Source organism: Microcoleus sp. AT8-A3 (assembly GCF_036705675.1).
GTDB lineage: Bacteria > Cyanobacteriota > Cyanobacteriia > Cyanobacteriales > Microcoleaceae > Microcoleus.
The window spans coordinates 25,466-44,614 of the sequence record NZ_JAUBVD010000003.1; the positions used below are offsets into that span (position 1 = coordinate 25,466).

Annotated in this window: 14 protein-coding genes and 2 pseudogenes; 8 read left to right on the forward strand and 8 right to left on the reverse strand. The window is 45.2% G+C overall.

The features are described from left to right. Nucleotides 1-263: 263 nt before the first annotated feature. From QUB51_RS02730 to QUB51_RS02745, 4 genes are all read right to left on the reverse strand, one after another. Nucleotides 264-2,825 (reverse strand): PAS domain S-box protein, encoded by a 2,562-nt coding sequence (locus QUB51_RS02730; protein WP_333259264.1) that lies wholly within the window; start codon nucleotides 2,823-2,825, stop codon nucleotides 264-266. Between the two features lie 350 nt (nucleotides 2,826-3,175). Then, nucleotides 3,176-5,422, reverse strand: coding sequence for a glycoside hydrolase (locus QUB51_RS02735; protein ID WP_333208143.1), 2,247 nt, complete (start codon nucleotides 5,420-5,422; stop codon nucleotides 3,176-3,178). Between the two features lie 255 nt (nucleotides 5,423-5,677). Then, complete coding sequence (locus QUB51_RS02740) at nucleotides 5,678-5,914, reverse strand: NifU family protein (protein WP_006632519.1); 237 nt, start codon at nucleotides 5,912-5,914, stop codon at nucleotides 5,678-5,680. 661 nt (nucleotides 5,915-6,575) lie between these two features. Next, a complete protein-coding gene (locus QUB51_RS02745) occupies nucleotides 6,576-7,226 on the reverse strand; it encodes a DUF3386 domain-containing protein (RefSeq protein ID WP_333259261.1) in 651 nt (216 codons plus the stop codon). A 320-nt stretch (nucleotides 7,227-7,546) separates the two neighbouring features. Between QUB51_RS02745 and QUB51_RS02750 the strand changes: the two genes are divergently transcribed. The 3 genes from QUB51_RS02750 (at nucleotide 7,547) to gmk (ending at nucleotide 10,850) form a co-directional block, all read left to right on the forward strand. Next, nucleotides 7,547-9,085, forward strand: coding sequence for a PAS domain S-box protein (locus QUB51_RS02750; RefSeq protein ID WP_333055877.1), 1,539 nt, complete (start codon nucleotides 7,547-7,549; stop codon nucleotides 9,083-9,085). A gap of 865 nt (nucleotides 9,086-9,950) precedes the next feature. Next, nucleotides 9,951-10,217, forward strand: coding sequence for an extracellular matrix/biofilm regulator RemA (gene remA, locus QUB51_RS02755; RefSeq protein WP_172193250.1), 267 nt, complete (start codon nucleotides 9,951-9,953; stop codon nucleotides 10,215-10,217). Nucleotides 10,218-10,295: 78 nt separating this feature from the next. Next, nucleotides 10,296-10,850 carry a guanylate kinase gene (gene gmk, locus QUB51_RS02760; protein ID WP_333055876.1) on the forward strand — a complete coding sequence of 185 codons (555 nt, stop codon included), beginning with the start codon at nucleotides 10,296-10,298 and terminating at the stop codon, nucleotides 10,848-10,850. A 116-nt stretch (nucleotides 10,851-10,966) separates the two neighbouring features. Here the strand turns inward: gmk and QUB51_RS02765 are convergent, their stop codons facing one another. Next, nucleotides 10,967-11,758: a hypothetical protein gene (locus QUB51_RS02765; RefSeq protein ID WP_333055875.1), complete on the reverse strand. Its 792-nt coding sequence runs from the start codon at nucleotides 11,756-11,758 to the stop codon at nucleotides 10,967-10,969. A gap of 258 nt (nucleotides 11,759-12,016) precedes the next feature. On the opposite strand from QUB51_RS02765, the gene xseA reads away from it, so the two are divergent. Together xseA and xseB are read left to right on the forward strand one after the other, a co-directional pair. Continuing rightward, the gene (gene xseA / locus QUB51_RS02770) at nucleotides 12,017-13,186 is read left to right on the forward strand and encodes an exodeoxyribonuclease VII large subunit (RefSeq protein ID WP_333055874.1); all 1,170 of its coding nucleotides are present in this window, start codon (nucleotides 12,017-12,019) and stop codon (nucleotides 13,184-13,186) included. Continuing rightward, complete coding sequence (xseB, locus tag QUB51_RS02775) at nucleotides 13,183-13,410, forward strand: exodeoxyribonuclease VII small subunit (protein ID WP_190740787.1); 228 nt, start codon at nucleotides 13,183-13,185, stop codon at nucleotides 13,408-13,410. Before xseA ends, xseB begins: the two co-directional genes overlap by 4 nt. 353 nt (nucleotides 13,411-13,763) lie before the next feature. On the opposite strand, the gene QUB51_RS30340 is transcribed toward xseB, so the two are convergent. Next, nucleotides 13,764-14,114 (reverse strand): ISAs1 family transposase, encoded by a 351-nt coding sequence (locus QUB51_RS30340; RefSeq protein WP_445243083.1) that lies wholly within the window; start codon nucleotides 14,112-14,114, stop codon nucleotides 13,764-13,766. Nucleotides 14,115-14,831: 717 nt separating this feature from the next. Between QUB51_RS30340 and QUB51_RS02780 the strand changes: the two genes are divergently transcribed. From QUB51_RS02780 to QUB51_RS02790, 3 genes and pseudogenes are all read left to right on the forward strand, one after another. Next, complete coding sequence (locus QUB51_RS02780; RefSeq protein WP_333055873.1) at nucleotides 14,832-15,149, forward strand: ISAzo13-like element transposase-related protein; 318 nt, start codon at nucleotides 14,832-14,834, stop codon at nucleotides 15,147-15,149. A 133-nt stretch (nucleotides 15,150-15,282) separates the two neighbouring features. Then, nucleotides 15,283-16,543 (forward strand): annotated as a pseudogene (locus QUB51_RS02785) (ISAs1 family transposase). Between the two features lie 107 nt (nucleotides 16,544-16,650). Further along, nucleotides 16,651-17,073: pseudogene (locus tag QUB51_RS02790) on the forward strand (ISAzo13-like element transposase-related protein); the annotation flags it as partial. A 75-nt stretch (nucleotides 17,074-17,148) separates the two neighbouring features. Here the strand turns inward: QUB51_RS02790 and QUB51_RS02795 are convergent. Then, nucleotides 17,149-17,937 (reverse strand): class II glutamine amidotransferase, encoded by a 789-nt coding sequence (locus QUB51_RS02795; protein ID WP_333053638.1) that lies wholly within the window; start codon nucleotides 17,935-17,937, stop codon nucleotides 17,149-17,151. A gap of 291 nt (nucleotides 17,938-18,228) precedes the next feature. Further along, nucleotides 18,229-19,125 carry a thermonuclease family protein gene (locus tag QUB51_RS02800; protein ID WP_333259257.1) on the reverse strand — a complete coding sequence of 299 codons (897 nt, stop codon included), beginning with the start codon at nucleotides 19,123-19,125 and terminating at the stop codon, nucleotides 18,229-18,231. Nucleotides 19,126-19,149: the final 24 nt, after the last annotated feature.

Sequence of the window (19,149 nt, forward strand, 5' to 3'; positions counted from 1 at the left end):
AGTCCCCGATTAATCCAAAAGGCTGAGATTGTTTGTCGGTGACAATCAAGCATCCAGGATACAAGCCCCCGGATTCATCCGTCCAGAAATAAAAAACCTGTATCCGATGCAACTTGCCTAACGTATTTATCCGTGGCGTCAATACTTCAATACTTCAATTCTTTAATCTAAAATCTAAAATCTAAAATCTAAAATCGATTGACTCGATCGAACAATCTGCACAAAATCAGTAACTTTGGGTACACCAGAGTAGAAATTAACTTTCAGTTGCCAGCCCCTCCCGCAAGAAGTGGCAGACTTAAGAAAAAAGTGCTGCCCTCCCCCACAACGCTCTCCACCCACATCCGCCCGCCGTGCTGCTCCACGATACTGCGACAAATAGCCAGCCCCAAACCAGTACCTCCTTTCTGGCGAGAATCAGAAGCATCAACTTGTTGAAAGCGTTCAAAGACCATCTCCAGTTTGTCTGGCGGAATACCCCGCCCTTGGTCTTTCACAGCAATCACGATGTACCACGAGGTCGGAACTGGCATATGCGGAGGCGCGGCGGCCGGCTCAGGAGACAACAAAGACGGAGACGACACCGACTTGTGGGCTGCTTTTTCTGCCAAATCCAGATTGTGGCTCAACTCCCCGCTCAGCCAAACCGTAGCGCCGGAGGGAGAAAATTTTATAGCATTACTTAGTAAATTTGTCAAGGCTTGAATTAGCCGATCGGGAACAGCTTGCAATTGCGCCCCCACAGGCTTCACCGACAGAGTAACTCCCGCCGGCTTCGCCATTCCCTGCATCTCGTCAGCCGCCTGCAACATCAGCTCAGCCACATTGCAAGTTTGTTTGACGGCAGTGCTGTAACTCGACTCCATCCGCTCTAAATCTAGGATGTCGTTGACCAAGCGCACCAAGCGGTCAGTATTAGTGACAGCAATCTCCAGCATCCGCTTAGCTTTCTGGGGGTAAGCGTCGAGCAGGCCGCTGTTGAGGAGGCCGAGGGCGCCGTGAATCGAGGTCATCGGCGTCCGCAGTTCGTGGCTGACAACAGAGATGAATTCATCTTTCATGCGCTCGACGGCAAGCTGCTCCGTGATATCTTTAAAAGTCACTACAGCTCCAATAATTTCGCCTTGTTCTCGCATCGGAGCGACAACGTACTCAACCGGAAAACTGCTGCCGTCTCGCCGCCAAAAAATCTCATCGGTGACGCGCCGCGCCTCTCCGTCTTCCAAGGTGGCTAAAATTTGAGAACTTACCCGGTTCGGCAGCAGTTTGCCCGCCTGCTGTGCGGCGCAGTGTGGGACAAGTTCCGACCCTGAATTGATGTCTGTTGCAGGTGACAGTTGCTCGATCGCCCTTGAGCATTCTTGCTGTGCACGGTGTAAGCTTTCATAAAGCGGTCGATCGATCAATTGCTTCGATTCGCACCCAGCCATTCTCACCGCCGCAGGATTGACAAAAGTTACTTTTCCCTGTTTGTTCAACCCGCAAATTCCTTCTCCTGCGGAGAACAAAATCATTTCTGTTTGGTGGCGGAGTTGTTCAAAGGCTTTTTCGACTCGCTTGCTGTCACTGATGTCGCGAGAGATTGTCGAAACGCCCGTTACCGCTCCAGTCGCGTCTTTAATCGGAGAAATCGTGAGGGAGACATCTATCTGTTGGCCATCTTTCCGCAAGTGTACGGTTTCATAATGGTCGATGGTGGCTCCAGCTCTAATATTTTCCAATATTTGAGGCATTTCCTTGGGGCGTTCGGGTATGGCTAGAATCTCTATAGACTTCCCCTTGATTTCCGCCGCACAGTAGCCATAAATCTTCTCTGCTCCTGTGTTCCAGCTCTGAATTGTCCCGGTGAGGGTTTTGCTGACGATGCCGTCATCGGAAGACTCGACAATCGACGCCAAGCGCACGAGTTCGTCTCTAGCTTGCTTGTATTCGGTGATGTCGCGGCCCAAAATCACGATACTTTTGCGTCTGCCGTCGGGGTGAAATACGGGTACTTTAATCACGTCGTAGATATTCACAGTACCGTCCGATCGGGGAATCATTTCTTCCCCCCTAGAAAGCTTACCTTTTTCCCACGCTTCTCGATCGCTCACCTCGCAAGCCTGTAACGCCTCGCGGTAAAAACTGCTGAGTTCTCCTAGCTGAGAATCTTTAAGGCCACGGTAGTCTATTTTTTCTAGCTCGAACACTTCCAATATCGCTTGATTTGCCTCCTGCCACCTGCCCTCGCCATCTTTGAAGCAGACAATATCTGGCATGGCATTCATCAGCAAGTTGAGATAGGAGTTTTCTCGCAGTGCAGTTTCTACCTCGGCCCGCTTGGCGATTTCCCGTTGCAGGTTTTCGTTTGCCGTTTGCAGCGAGTCCTTTAACAAACTTTCTGTAAAAGTCCGTTCTTTAATTATTTCCTGAAGTCTGTGGAGTTCTAGCGACTGCCGCCTGCGGGCCAACAAATTCTCTACCCGCCAATGCAGTTGGGCGAGTTCGACGGGACTTACTATCAAATCGTCTATTCTGCGTTCGAGTTGTTTGGGCTGCTGCGAAAATGGCTGCTCAGAAAGAGCAGGCGTTTGGGATTGACTAACCAGCAAGAACGGTAAAAATATCGGTTCGGCGGCAGTTTTTAATGATTCTACCAGCGGCCCGATGCGATCGAAAGAGGCCTCGTCGAGAATGCACAAGTCAAAAGCGATTTGGGGAATGGGAAATTCGGAGTTGGGATTTAAAGCGCGATCGAGTACAATCACCTCATGCTCGGTGTTGAGGTGGGCGATCGGCAAATTAAGTTGTTGGTGGCGATCGACCAATAGTAAAATGCGGCTCATTAGTTTGTTAATTTCCCCATGACTAATGATATGATTTCCGGTAAAATAACTATTACAATAAGGTTTGTAGTGATGACTTTATTCCTCTTTTTCATGAGTGATGAAGCCCTCATTACAGACATATTTTATAGTTTTCGCTCGACCGGATGCGACCGAAATTATCAAGGCATTAGGCAGCCAGAGTAGAATCCCCAATTGGATATAATTTGATAATTATTTAATTGTTTGTTGGTTCAAAAAATCACTAATGACTAATGACTAATTCAGGGGGCGGGTTTATATTTATTTGGGTTAGCAGTTCTATGAAAGCTGGTGAAACCCGCCCCTACAGCCTAATGACTAATGACTTTTTACGGCATTCCGATCGGAATCAAAGAATCGAACGGCATACAGGTAGAGTAACTACTCCCATCCGATAAAACCGCAATCAGCCTCACCTGCCAGTCGGGCATAATCTGCAAATCCGCCCAGGGCACTGCTACCTCCAAACATTTATCCACTCCCACTTGGGCGCGGCTAATGCGGGGCAGCCACCGATCGCCATCTTCTGCTTCCTGAAACCAAATCGATTTCGTCAGCAAATTAATCTCTAACTGATGGTGGTATCTATAGTTTAGCGGTGCTTCGTCAGGCAAACCCGACAGCGGAATCAGACTGTTGTGCATGGTGCGATCGGGATAAAACCAGAACAAATTTAACTGCTGCGGGCAATCAATTCCCGGCCGCACCCCTACCTTGAAGTCGGCACGAATGTAAAAATTCAAGTGGTCAACGCCGTACCAAAGGCGCTGAATTGCCGAACTCCGGTGCATCGTACCCCTTGCTCCCCCAACTTCAATCCGACCGGCTTTGTCCCAATCCTGTTCGTTGCCGATACCGTCAATCACCGGGTGAATAAAGCTCAGCGGCAGGTGGTCGCCTTGAACAGAGTGCACCTCTACTTGCCGCCGCACTTCCGGGGGTACAGGCTCGCCGAGAGCTTCGTAAATCGCCGCTACGTGTTCGCGAAATAGCTGGTCGAACATGGCATCTTGGTTCGACGTGTGGCCTTCGCCAAACCACCAGAACCAGTCGGAACCTTCGGCCGCATACAGCGCTTCCCAAGCTTCTGGGTTGCTTTCTTCTGTGGCCTCTGGATGGTTTGCCAGCATTTGTCTCGCAGGCTCTAACAAGTCCCAAGCGCGATTTTTCGCGGGATCGCCGATCCAAGTTGTGAGAGAACCGTCCACCCAGGAACCAGTGTGCAGTTGGGCTGCGGGAATTGTTTCGGTTGCTGGGAATTTGTCGAGAAATTCCGAGACTGTGACTAATTTGATATCTGGATTGTCGCTGAGAGTTTGATAGAGGGATTCTAAGAACGGTTTGCCGTCTTGGGGATAGAATTCCCAGCAATTTTCGCCGTCGAGGGCGATCGTCACTAACCAGGGATTTTCTAAAGCTGTTTGGCCGCCTGACTGTCGGTTTTTGAGAGTTCTGCCGATCGCCTCTAAGTGTCCCACTAAATCTGATGCTGCTTTTTCCGGTTCCATCGAACCGTAGGTAAACCCGATCAAGTCCGACAATCTGTGGTCTCTAAATACTATGGCTAAATCCCCGTCAGGAGTTTCTAAACGGTAAGGGCGATATAAGAATTCTGGTTCGTAGACATTCCCTGTCGCGTCGCGGTGGAAAAAGTGTTTAATTGTCCACCCCAAAACTGCTTCGTCCGAGACTATCCATTTAAAGCCTTGTTTGGCAATGTAGGGCAAAATTTCCGGGCTGACTGCTTGTTCCGACGGCCACAAACCGCGCGGTTGGCAATCAAACCGGTCTTCATACATTTCCCAGGCTTTTCTCAGGTGTCGGGGAATATCTTCTTCCCACTGAAACCGGTGTTGTGGCAGCGTCATGTTTGGAATAGCTATGCGGCCGCCATTAGTGTCAGCAAGCAGCGGTAAAATCGGGTGCGTGTAGGGGGTTGTGGAGACTTCCAACTGTCCCTCAGCTTGCATTTTACGGTGCTGGGGGATGATGCGAGCGAGGATTTCTTTTTGTTTTGAGTAGATGTTTTTTCTGTCTACCAAACTAAAATTTTGTCCTTGTTTCAGCCACCCTGCAATCTCCGGGTCGTCCCAAAACAGCGGGTCAATCCAAGCTAAATTGTGCCAGGCCAGCAAGTCGCTAAAATCCTGCAATTTCCAGTTTTCCAAACACCACTGAATGCCTTTTTCCTGCCGCTGAGTGTAGAGTTGAGCGTAGCGGGGGTGTGGCTGAATCAGAGTGTGGTAATTGGCGTCAAAAAAGTGTTCTAAAATGAACTCTTGTTCTGGGAGGGTTAAAATTTCTGCTGACTTTAATGTCACCGTCAAGTAAGGGTCTAATGCTTTATCTGCGATGCAGTCTTCTATCTGCAAAATCAAGGAGGGAACCAAGTTTACGGTTTGATGAAGCTTGGGATATTTTGCCAGGAGGAGCACTAAATCCAAGTAGTCTTTGACTCCGTGCAAGCGCACCCAAGGCAGTCGGTACTGAGCTGCTCCTGCGCTAGCGGATACTCTGGATTTGTAGAGCGGTTGGTGTTGGTGCCAAATGAAGGCTACATAAAGGGGGTGAGACATTGAATTTAGTAATTGGTAATTGAATTTGGTAATTGGTAATTGGTAATTGGTAATTAAATTGGGTAATTGGTAATTGGCAATTAAATTGGGTAATTGGTAACAGTCAACAGTCAACTGGTAATTGGTAACAGCCAACTGTTAACAGCCAACTGCCAACAGTCAACCGTCAACTGGTAATTGGTAACAGTCAACCGTCAACCGTCAACCGTCAACTGCCAACTACCAATTGCCAACTACCAATTGCCAACTGACTAATTACATTACCTGTTCGACTTCGGCAATTTCTGGGATAGCCTCGCGCAGGCGACGTTCAATCCCCATTCTCAGAGTCATTGTGGAACTCGGGCAAGAGCCACAAGCTCCTTGCAGTCTCAGGTGTACCACTGGGCCGTCAATTTCTACGAGTTCGACGTTGCCACCGTCGGATATCAGGTAGGGGCGCATTTCATCGAGAACTGTTTCGACGTTATCTCTGGTTAGTGCTAGTGTCATATTTCGCCTCTGTGATGATTTTTTGCAGGTGATGAAAGTTCGATTTGACTCAAGGGCAGCATTCTCAACCGCGCGAGATTTAAGAAACCGGGCTTGTTGAAAAAAGACTTGCGTACTCAAATGAGCTGGCTGCAGCAAACCCGGTTTCTGTCACCGAAAAACGAGCGAGAAGCCCCTGACTTTAGGCATGGGGAGGACAGCGGCAGCGACGACCGTCGCATTAAAATCCCCTTTCGGGGTTGGAGAGGTATGGTTGCCTCTCCAGTGAGGTATGGTTGCCTCAAACTCCCTTGCGGGGTAATGTTAGCTTCGCCAATGTTTTAAGAGCTTGTTAGGCTAGCAGCACGTCCTTAACCCTTGTACAGATGTTTAACCACTAGCGACAGAGCGGAAAACTAGCTTCGCATTCTCCGGTGTCGTGACTCAAAAAACGTAGTCAGTAAAGACTTAGGCTGGTAAGGTAAGCTCTCGATTCAATCCCGCTCAAAGAGCCGGACAGTCTTAAAAGCCTCCGCCTTTAGGCGTGGGGTTCCTTACGCTGATGCTCGATCCCAATTCGCTCTCTCGTTCGATCGTAGCGTTACTTGCCGCCAAATCAAGTTGATTCTGATACGTTAACCAAAAAAACCCTTTTATTTAAGAAATTGGGTTTTTGAGGGCGCTACACTACTGCTGGTTCTAGCAGTTTGACGTTAGAGTAGTTGAACTCGGTTGTTGTCAGTTGACCTTTTTCTTTGGCTCGAACTACTTGCTTGGTCATGACATAATAGTCGCCTATCTTCTCAAAGGTATCTTCAAATTCGAGTTCTTTGATGATTTCGTCGGTTTGAGGGTTGCGGAAAACGGCATCGTAGTGGCTGGCCAAAGAACCTTCGGGTGTCTCTAAGCTTTTGTGCGTGTCAATTACGAAAGCCATGCGGCCCATCACCCGGCTGACTTGACAAATTGAGAGACCTCGGATTTTATAATTCGATCCCATTGAGTCGCCTTGTACCAAGATGTCCACAGCGTCGGTGCTGTCCTTCTCGCCCAGGGTGAAGCTATTTTTGCCGTGAGATTTTTCAAATGTCGATCGTTTGCGGTGGGTGACAATATCACGCATTTGGGTGTAGACGCTTTGCTGCACTTCCTCATCTTCAATGCCGCTGACTTCCACGCTCATGTCGGGTTTGATGGAAACATGACCCGTATATACTTCGTCGCCCTGTTTGAGTTCAATATCGGCACTGTAACCGGGAAAATTGGCATCCCAGGTATAGCGGTGTTCGTAAGCAGCGCGAAACAAATCGCGAGCGTTGGCTTGCTCTGTCATAAATCCCTCTTTCTCTTGACACCCATCTAGTTTAGCTTAACCGCGAGAAGCCCTACATTCACTGGGTAGGAGAGTTACCCGCACTCCTGGCGATCACTTCTTGGGGGTGCGGCTGGGCTGGCAATTAGGGCGCAACAAGAATTTACTTTCTCTATCGGTTGCTATGATTTGAAGAGAAAGTCCCAAAATGCCTGGTTATTGAGAGCGCGATGGGTCGATCGCCACACACCAGTCTTAGTTATGGGTTATGTTGAAAAAACTTGTGTCCGCTTTTTAGGGGTTGCACCCGCCGGCAACTATTAGATTCCCCCCTTAATAAAATGCTAGAAACTGTCTACAAACACTTAGAAACATTGCAGGAACAAGCTAGGGAATTGCCACACCCGCAACAGGCAATTTTCACAAAAACTTTGGAAGATTTATCAAATTCTCTACAGGAAATTGCAGGCAGCCGCTTGTTTGAAAGCGCCACAAATAACGCGGCAAAGCTGGTTAAAATTGAAAAAAACAATCGCCTATTGGAGCGCACTGTAGCCCAGCAAGTAGGGCAAATCAGACAGCTACGGGAGCAGTTGGAAAAACAAATCAGCCAGCATCGCAGGGACACTCAAGCCTTAACTAAAAGTGAAGCCAAACTGCAAGCTATGCTGCGTAATTCTCCCGATCTAATTAGCATTGTCGGCTCCGATGGGCGAGTTAGATACCACAGCGGCTCTCTACAGCGGCTTTTGGGCTACAACCCAGAAGATAGAATTGGCAAATTTCACGGCGAGTTAATCCATCCAGACGATTTGCTAGCTTGGCAGACGTATTTTGGTAAGTTGTTAGAAGCTCCCGGAATTGGGGGGGCAATCGAATATCGGAAACGCCACGCTGACGGTTCTTGGATCTACATGGAGTCAATAGGTAACAGTTTGCTTTACGATTCTAGCGTGCAGGGAATTATAATTAATTCGCGGGAAATAGGGGAACGAAAGCAAGCGGAAGTCGCTGTCCGAGATTCGGAACTGCACTACAGAGTTATGTCGCAAATTACTTCGGATTTTGCCTATTCTTTTAAGGGACTTCCCGATGGCAAGTTCGCCTGCGAGTGGGCGACAGAAGCTTTTGAGCGCTGCACCGGTTGCGTTCCTGAAGAATTAGAATCGTTTGGTTGGTGGAACTCCGAACTCGTTCATCCCGACGACAGGGAAATGTTAATTAAACAGTTAGAAGGCTGTACTTTCAGCCGCACTGGAGCTAATGAGTATCGCATTATTAATCAAAAAGGCGAGGTGCGCTGGGTGCGGGACTACTGGCAAGTGGTGTGGGACAAAACTGCTGAACGGGTTGTCCGGTTGTGGGGCGCTTGTCAGGAAATTACCGATCGCAAGCAAGTAGAATTGAAACTGCAACTCGTTAACCAAGTTTTGCAAGCCCAGATAGCATCGGCGCCGCTGGCGATTAACTGTACCAGCAATGACGGCAATACCGTTGTTTGGAACCGCGCCGCCGAACAACTTTTTGGCTGGGCTGCGGCTGAGGTTTTAGGGAAACCTTTACCGAATATTCCTGAAGGCCAAAAGCAAGATTTTTACGCGCTGCTAAAGTCTGCGTCTAATGGCAAACCGCAAAACGGTTTGGAAATATCTTTGTTGAAAAAAGACGGTAGTTCGATCGATGTTTGGCTTTGGGCCGCACCTGTGCGAGATGCGGGCGGCCAAACTGTCGGCAGTATCAACATATTTTCTAATCTTTCAGAACGCAAGCGCATAGAGGAAGAGCGCCAAAAACTAGCAGCGATGAAAGATATGGAAGAACCTTTTTGGGCGCGCTATGTCAGCCCTCCAAAAATACCGAAAAAAAAGGGTGGCGGGTAATTATCTCAAGTTACAATCATTAAAAGTGCGAAAGTGCAATCTTATGATTGCAGGGTAAGAGGCTCTCAATCATGCTTGACAAAAGCACTTGAGAATTGGTTGGGTGGAGGGGAGATATTATTCCCTGCCCCTCCCATTTAGATATGTACGTGCGAATTTCTCCGCATACAGAGCCCGATGTTCTCAGCTTTCGCTTTTGCTCATGTGAATATAATCGTGATAGATGAGAGTGAACCGCTAGAAGGCTGTTTATTTTCGAGTTACTATGGTTGCCGTCTACATGATGTAGATTAACCCTTTCATCGCCTAGCATTTTTAAGCCATATTCCCCACATTTATGGTTTTGCCGTTTTAAGGATTTAGAGGTTTCGCTGTCATAAAGTTTGCTGTTACGCTTACTCCAGTAAGGAATGAGAATTAAATAACTTCCACTCTTGAAAGTGGGATGGGCTCTTATAGCCCGTCATGAGTGGACGGGCTATAAGAGCCCATCCCACAATAACAATTAAAATTGTAAGTTATTTAATTCGCGATCCTTAAAAACTGTCCGGAGTATTGCTATCTGGGAAATTAAATTTATATTTCGCAACATTTACTGGATGTTGTCTCGATACAGCTAATGCTATCATTTGCAACTCAAAATCGACGCTTTTACTGAATCTTTAAGATAGAGCGACAACAGCGAGTCTTTTTTAAATTTTTGATAAAGAACGGGGTACTAGGCGTCAAAAGGGTAAAATTTTTAGGTAGGAAATAAAAAACTTAGTTGGGATTAATTTGAGGATTGTCAGAAAAAATCTTTGTATATTATATGATCAAAAGTAAGGATTGATAGTCAATCGTTCACCTACAAATTAAGAATTTCATGGATATTCAATTAATTAATATCGGTTTTGGTAACATTGTGTCTGCTAATCGAGTGATTGCCATTGTCAGTCCTGAGTCAGCGCCAATTAAGCGGATTATTACTGATGCACGGGAGCGGGGACAACTGGTTGACGCTACTTACGGCCGCCGCACGAGGGCGGTAATTATTACAGATTCGAGTCACGTCATCCTCTCGGCGATTCAGCCGGAAACTGTTGCTAATCGTTTTGCGATCGGCAAAGACGGTCAAGGTAGGGATGATTGAGGTTTGTCAGTTGCAATTTGAGCGCTTACGGTCTAAAGTAAGCAGAAACTTAAATTGTTACACGTTTCTTTTCTAAAAATGAAATCTGGTAAATTAATTGTTCTGACGGGGCCTAGCGGTGTGGGGAAAGGCACCTTAGTACGATCGCTCCTCAATCGCCATTCCGAATTGTATCTTTCGGTATCGGTGACAACTCGTGAGCCCCGCGAGGGAGAAATTGAGGGACAACACTATTATTTTGTCAGCCGCAGCCGTTTTGAAAAAATGGTTGAGGCTGGAGAGTTGGCGGAATGGGCCCAGTTTGCCGGTAATTTTTACGGTACTCCTTATTTTGGTCTTAAACAAGGAATCGGTGAGGGAAAATCGGTAATCCTGGAAATTGAGCTGGAAGGGGCAAGGCAAATTAGGAATAATTTTCCAGAGGCGCTGCGAATTTTTATTTTACCTCCTTCTTGGGAAGAGTTGGAGCGCCGGCTGCGGAGTCGGGGTCAAGATTCTGAAACTGCGATCGCCCGTCGGTTGGTGCGGGCTAAAGAGGAAATTGAAGCGGCGGGGGAATTCGATTTCCAAGTTGTTAATGACGATTTGGAAGTTGCTTTGAAAAAGCTAGAATCAATACTTAATTTGGAGTAATTTTTAGGTGGGTATGAGTGAATTTTGAAGTTTTATTGATATTAAGGCCCAACAGCACGACACAAAAGTCACGGATACACTGATAGTTGTTTTTTCTTCTAACTTCTGAATCACCATTAAGAATTAATCCGTGTATCCGTGTCAAAATCAGTGTCGTGCATTCCTTGTTCCTTCAATCTTACCCATTTCTCCGTCCTGGCTAAAACTTCGCTACTTTGTTTGATAGCAACACAAACTTTTAAATTCAATTCCAGAATATTAAGTGAAGGAGAAATTTTTCTCAACGGTTCAATTTCGCGAGCAGAACAGCCCAACATTTCCATATAAGCTAGCGTCCAGCCAATAGCTGCAATGTCCCCTACATTGCCTTCTCCGGCGCAAAGGTAACAACCCAGTTCGCCCTCCGACCCACACTCAGGACACACCCAATTGCCCAGTTGTGAATGGAGTAGATTTGTGCGGGAGGCGGATGCGATTGTTAATGCTTTAATATGATTTTGAACTACTTGTTTAAAACCTCGGTTGTGGTCGCTGCGGTGGTCGGAATTACCGGGCGATCGCCCGATTGCTACTGCTTGCTGTTGTGGCGAAGCAACAGAGGCTGTTTGGTTCTCCCTGGTTACTCTAGATTCGCCTAGGTTCGCAGTTAGCTGAATACCATAGTCTTTCGACTCTTCAGTCTGAGAGTGGTTGAGTGCGCTGGAGGAATCGGGTTCGGAAGTTGTGAAGGATTGTTCTATGCGATCCTCTTCGAGGGCTTCGCCAACGGCAAAATCTTGCATTGAGAGGTGATGTTCGATCGCCAAAGACCAAGTTCTTTTATGTCGGAGGTCGCCATATTTTCTGGCTTCTTCCTCAGTAATGCCGATCGCCGCAGCCTCTTGGCGCAGCACATTAATCGAAGTCATTGTATCTGATATCATTAGTTTGTTTGCAGTTAAATTTACGATCGCCCGCTCAGCCTACAAATAAATTACCTTAGATATAGTACAATAGTCCGGAGTATTTTTAGATTGTCTTCTGAAATCAGTGATTTTCCGTTATGAAGGAGATTGCACAATCGCCCTGAAACCCTTATTTTACGCTTGGCAATCACACACTGTCCGAAGCATTGATAGTAGCCTAAATCTAAAATCTAATATCTAAAATCTAAAATCTAAAATTGGATGACTTCAATTCTTCCCGATACAGCTTTATCTGTTGCTGGACTAACATCTTACCTGCAAGACTTGTTGGAGGGCGATCGCAACCTGCAATCAATTTGGCTGACAGGCGAGGTGTCGAACGTTTCGCACCACCCCAGCGGCTGCTTTTTCACTCTCTGCGACACCGACAAAAGCGCTGCGATTCGCTGCGTGGTGTGGAATTCTCAGCGGCCAAAATTGGTGCAAATTCCCGCAAAAGGGGAACAGTTGCTGGTTTTGGGAAGCATCCGGGTTTACAAAAATCGCGGCGAGTACCAGTTGACGGTTGTGCAATCGCTGCCGGCTGGGGAAGGATTGCAGGCTTTGCGGTTGCAGCAATTGCGATCGCGCTTGGATGCTGAGGGTTTCTTCGATCCCGCCCGAAAGCGCCCGATTCCCGCACACCCGCAAATTGTGGCCGTGGTGACATCCGATACTGGCGCTGCTTGGGGAGACATTCAGCGCACTCTAGCCCAAAGATATCCGGGTTTGCGGGTGTTGCTGTCGCCGACAGGAGTGCAGGGGGAATTCGCTGCTGCTGCGATTGCTAGGGCGATCGCCCGTGTAGAATTGGACGGTAGGGCGGAGGTGATCGTGTTAGGGCGGGGCGGCGGGGCGGCGGAAGATTTGGCTTGTTTTAATGATGAGAGAGTTGTCAGGGCGATCGCCAATTGTGCGATTCCAATTATCACTGGTATCGGGCACGAAAGAGACGAATCTCTCGCCGATTTAGTAGCAGATAAACGAGCCCACACTCCTACTGCGGCGGCGGCTCAAGCTGTACCAATTTTAGCAGATATTTACTTTGAACACAAGCAGCGAATGGTCAATTTAGCAAGTGCTGTGCGGGCCAGATTTCAGGCAGAAGAAGAGCATTTGCAACAGTTACAAAATCGATTAAAACGTTTGCCTGCGACATCCCGAACTTTGCGGCAGGCAACTGGTAAACTGGAAGTATTGCAAGAAAAGTTATCCGCACTGAATCCGGCGGCGGTTTTGCAAAGGGGTTATGCGGCGGTAATCCAAAGTGACGGTACGATCGTCCGCACAACTGACGGTTTGGAATTGGGAGAGGAATTGACTGTGAGGTTGAGTCGGGGCCGGCTGAAAGTTAAGATTGTAGAAGTATTGGATGCGGAAGACAAGTTATGATTGATTCGCAGTTGCGCCAGTCTGACTGGAATTATGAGGAAACGGTCGATCGAATTGAAGCAATTATCGATCGGGTGGAATCGGGAGAGTTGCCCCTAGAGGAGGTTTTCGAGCAGTTTGGGGTGGCTGTAGAGTGTTGGCAGCAGTGCGAAAGCTTTTTGGCGCGGGGGAAGGAACAGATGGATTTGTCGATCGAGCTTTTGGCTGCAGAACCCGATTTTTAACCGGAGATAAACTCTGATTAATGTGGATAAAATAGCGCGTTTTGCCGAAATCCAGACAGGGAATTAATTCCCTGTCTCCTCGCAAAAATCTTCGCTATGAGGAGTGTTAAACTGATAATACTCAATCCGGGTTCGCTACCCCCTTTCTTATTACCCAACGCCGAATCAAAATCGACATTCTTTACCTTAAAACCAGGTTACTTTGCATCACTCCTTTATTTGATTTTTTTAGTCAAATTCATCTTCCGATATTGCTTGATACTCCCAAAGCTTCTTCCCTCGGATCGTACACCAATTTCCCGTAAATTTTCAGCATCCAATCCGCGAATTAATACATGGTAAAAGCATCTCAATCACCCTTGACAAAAGGACTCAAAAGAATCTAATATATTGTCAGCAAAACAAGAACGAATAATTTGAATCAGATCATCACTATCCATAGCTGCCCTTTTCATTTTTTGTCTAAAACTACGTTTGTAAGTCAGTTCACGATTGAAGGCATTGAGCGCGAGCCGTCGCAGGACAGCTAAATTCTGGGGACTGTGGAAAAAGCGAATCCGGCAGGCATCTTCAGCAAAGGTAGAATCTAAAGCCCAATGAGCCTCATTTTCAATCCCCCAATGTTTTCGGAGAGCTCGACCTAAAAGTTGAGCATCACTATCTAAGGAAGTTAGAAATGAAAAATAAATAAGTTGATGAGTTATCGGTTATAATGAAATAAAGTGTGAGATGACAATTTTTACTCCTACAGAGAACAACTCACAACTGATTTTTATAGTTAACTCTTCTAATTTACTTTTAACTCCCGGTCTGAGTCTAATTGAATTGAGTCAAAAATTAAAAAACTTTATACATCATTATTATCAGAAAAAAACAAAAGAAGATATGCAGCTTTCTTAAGCTCAAAAATTAGGATGGGGTGGAATTAGGTATGTAATGCAAATTTTGGGATGCAGTCGAAATACTATCATCAAGGTAATAGAAGATTTAGAAAAAATGGACTCAGAGACACTGAATAGTTCCAGGATCAGAAAGAGAGGAGGGGAAAGAAAAAGTATTCTGTCTACTAAAATCGCCATTGATGCAGAATTTTTATACATTTTAAAAAATCACACAGCCTGAAACCCAATGAATGAGTTAATCAAATAAACTAATTTGACCCATAAAGAAATAGCTTCTGCAATACAAGCGGCAGGTTTTACCATTAGTCTCCCCTTACGATCGCGAATTAAATAATTTACACTCTTGAAAGTGGGGAGTAGGGGTTGGGCTTATAGCCCGCCCTTTCTGGACGAGCAGGACGCCCATCCCACAAGAACCATCACGGATTGTAAGTTATTTAATTCTCATTCCTTAGTGGCAAAACTATTAAAAAATCATTGGTATTTGAAACGAAAACAAAAAACAAATAATAGTAATTAATGAAAATCGTGACGCTCAATTTTAAAATATTGCGAAAGTGGATACGGAGTATAGAGAAGCCAGCAATCCTATCCAACCGTTTTGATACCAAAAAGAAAAAAGTTTTAGGAAATTTGTATCCTCCGGGAACTCTCTATACAAAGGAACCTGTCACTACTTTCGATCGGGATTTTTGGAGTTTAGGTCACGGTAAAGTGAGCCCACATGGGGTTTATGATTCTCAACAAAACCGAGGATATATAACATTAAGAAATAGTAAAAATACCAGTGAATTCGCCTGTGAGTCTTTAAAAAAATGGCAGGGTAAGCTCATCTAATTTGGTATAATATGAACTTGACAAAGTTAACAAAATAAGCATAAGAGACTGTGTAGACAGCACACTTGACTCCTAACACAGATCAGTGAGATGACAGTAATACTGTAGTTGAAAATCTCAAAAAATACCCTATATGTTTCAAGGCTTTGACAACAAAACTGCCGATACTCAGAAAAATTTTCCTCCTGAGAGAAAGCTAACAGAAGTGGCAGATATCGCTTGTATTCAAAAAAGTTTAGTTCAGCACTTCCAAGATATTAAAGATCCCAGAGTGGAGAGAACGAAGAAACATCAACTCACAGATATCTTAGTAATTGCGATTTTAGCAGTAATTGCTGGAGCGCAAGGATGGGAAGACATGGAAAATTATGGCATTAGCAAAAAACAGTGGTTAGAAAAGTTTTTGGCATTACCTCACGGTATTCCCTCTGATGACACTTTTCGTCGGGTATTTGAGTTTATTAACCCAGAAGAATTGAATCGTTGTTTTCTTCAATGGGTAGAAACCCTTGTCACCAAGATGGGAGGAGAAATAATCCCCATAGATGGGAAGACCATTAGGGGTTCGTATGACCGAAATCAAGGTAAATCGGCACTCCATATTATTAGTGCCTGGTCGAGTGAACAACGTTTAGTTTTGGGACAGATGAAAGTAGAAGATAAATCTAATGAAATTACTGCTATTCCTGCATTATTAGAATTACTGGATATCACCGGTTCCATTATCACTATTGATGCAATGGGGACACAAACAGAAATTGCCAAAAAGATTATCGACAAGAAAGGAGATTACGTTTTGGCGCTCAAGGCAAATCATCCCACTCTCTACAATCAGGTTCAAGAATGGTTTGAAACAGCTTCTTCTCAGCAATTTCAAGGCATTGATGTCAGTTATGAAAAACGCATCGAAAAAGGACACCATCGCCGAGAAATTCGTCAAGTCTGGTCGGTTCCGGTTTCTGCAATTAATCATCTTTATCAACCCCGATTATGGGCAGGACTTCAAAGCGTTGTCATGGTTGTACGAGTCCGTCATCTCTGGAACAAAACTACCCGTGAGGTGCAATTTTATTTGACTTCTTTACACAGTAATGCTCAACTTATTGGTCTGGCTATCCGAAAACATTGGGGTATTGAAAACCAGGCTCATTGGACTCTTGACTGTACATTCGCGCTCGGATGCTTGTCGCATTCGCTCTTTCCACAGTCCTCGGAATTTTGCTCTTTTACGACGCATCGCTCTTAATGCCCTCAATCGAGAACTGACTTACAAACGCAGTCTCAGACAAAAAATGAAACGCACTGCTATGGATAACGATTATATGATTCAAGTTCTCTTTTCTTGTTTTCTTGACCCTACATTAGATTCTTCTGAGTCCTTGTGTCAAGCCTAATTGAGATGCTCTTACCCTGAAAAAAATGGTGGAATAATTATGGTAAAGCTACCTACCCTAACGCTAGTTCTATCTTGGCAAAATGTGATGGGTGAGGTAGTAATAATGCTAATCATTATATTTTTAAATCAGATTTGCATAAATTAGTTAATGAAATAGGAATAGAGATCGGAATTGCTCATTATCCTCCTTATATATCTAAATATAATCCGCTCAAACATATAGCCTTTCTCAGAAAGATGAGGTACTCATGGGCATAGGGCATACCTCACTTTTTTAAGAACCGCTATAGACTTTTTCCTCATATTACCAGGGCTTGTCAAGGAGTAATTTTTACAAGTTTAGAATTAGTCAAAGCTCTCGTCGAAAAAACTCACACTAAAACGGGACTATCTGTAGCTGTAAATATCCTTAATAAAGTTTATAAAACTGGTAGGAAGGTAGCTGATAACTTCAAAAATACTATGCAAATTCTTTTTGACGAATATTTGCCCAAATGGAATTATCGAGCCGTACCCCAACCTGAGTAATTCATTAAATTATTTATTTTTCATTCCTTAGCAGGTTGGATGCTCTGTTTAGGCTTTAAATTTGTTTAAATCTCGTTAACTTAACTCCAGCAGCCCAGAAGAGACAGGCAAACCATCCTGAAATACCAGCAATTCTCCTGGCTGAATTTGCGTCCAAACTTCGTTATCAGTCAGCGGAAAAGTGGCAATAACAGCCACGCGATCGCCCTCATTGGTCAATTCCCGAAAATCGACTGTTACATCTTCGTCGATCGAGTGAGCGCTAGCAAAAGGTGCTTGTCGCACAATATAATGCAGATTAGTAGAACAGTGGGTGAACAAGTGTTCTCCATCCGAAAGTAAATAATTAAAAATTCCGTACTCTGCCAAACTTTTAGTAATTTCCTCCAGTACCGGGTAAATTTCCGCTACAGCAGGCTTACTTTGAGGAAAAGTAGAGCGCAGCTTTTCTAATATCAAACAGAATGCTTTTTCGCTGTCAGTTTTGCCAACCGGTTTGTAAACTCCGGCACATTCTGGATAAAAATTTTCGAGATTTCCGTTGTGAGCAAACACCCAATAACGTCCCCATAGTTCCCGAATAAAAGGGTGGCAGTTTTCCAGAGCAATTTCGCCTTGCGTAGCTTTGCGGATGTGAGCAATGACGTTAGTTGAATGAATGGGATAGCGGCGCACTACTTCAGCAACCGGAGAAGCAATCGCAGGTTTAGAGTCTATAAAAAGGCGACATCCCAAACCTTCAAAGAAAGCAATTCCCCAACCGTCTTGATGAACGTCTGTTCTGCCACCTCTTGCAGAAAAACCCTCAAAAGAAAAGCAAATATCTGTTGGAACATTGCAGTTCATTCCCAGTAATTGGCACATAGCTTTTAAATTTCTGGAGTTTGGATAGATGTCGCAGCTATTGGCAGCTACAGATTGGCGATTATACTATTATAGTATGAATTGATTTAGCCTAATAAAAAAACACAATATTTTTTGATTTTAAACCGTCATGCTACTTAAAATTTAAAAAATGCGCGAAGCCAAGCTATCCCGTTCGTTAAGCGGGCCCGTTGCGGTAGGGAATCGCCCAAAATTCAATCGCGTTCCCCGGAGAACAGTCTTCATCGTTCCATTTGTCCTGCAATTTTGTTAATTAAATTTATGTAATATTCACTTTTGTGGGGGAAAGTCTGAAAGTTGTTTGATATCCTTCAAAACTATTTGAGGCTTCCCTTTGTAATGTTCTACCTTCCCACTGACATACACATATCCCCGTCCCAGACCCGCATAACGCTTCTCGATTAGCCGCTTCAAGGGAGCTCTTTCATCAGTTTCAGAATCCGGTATCCACAAATCTAATTTATGATACACCGAACCAGCATAAATTACAGCGCTGCCGCCGATCCTTTTAGTAATTCCCGCCTGCAAATCGCAGAAAATAGTAATAGATTTAGCTTTCTCAGAAGCCGCTAATATTTTCGGGTAGTCCAACCTCAAAGAAAGCGCTCCTGCGGTTGCTTCCGACAACCGAAATTCTTCAACAATCGAGCCTCGCATCGACCACCAAGGCAGTAAATTAGCATAGTTGCGAGAGGGGATTTTGGCATTGATAATCGGATTCCAAATCATCAGATTGTAAGCTTTTGCTGCCGATTCTGCCTCAGTCATTTGTCGGTGATACAATCTGGAGCGCCCGTATTTTACAAAGTAGGGACTCCAGCCTTCTTCAATCAGTTTAAGATTGTAATTTTCTCCGTCTTTATGTACGTAACAGAGGAGACGCCCGTAGTTGTCGCGGTGTTTTTGTAGAGCCACTTCAACCGAATCGTCTGTATCAAATTCTATGTCAATTTTAGCAAGTCCGCCATCTGCTGTCGCAAAGTATTTTTTAGCCATTTCCGTACCTGCTTTCCCCGCCGCAGTTACAGGTTTGGAGCCTCCCGGATGACTTTCTTCTGTATCGACGCAAATCAGCCGCAGAGACTCGGTTTTGCCGTTGAGAGAAATTTTGATGCTGTCGCCATCAACTACTTTAGTTATTTGCAGGTTCGGAATTCTGGTTGCCATATTTTGAACCCTGTTGCACTTGAG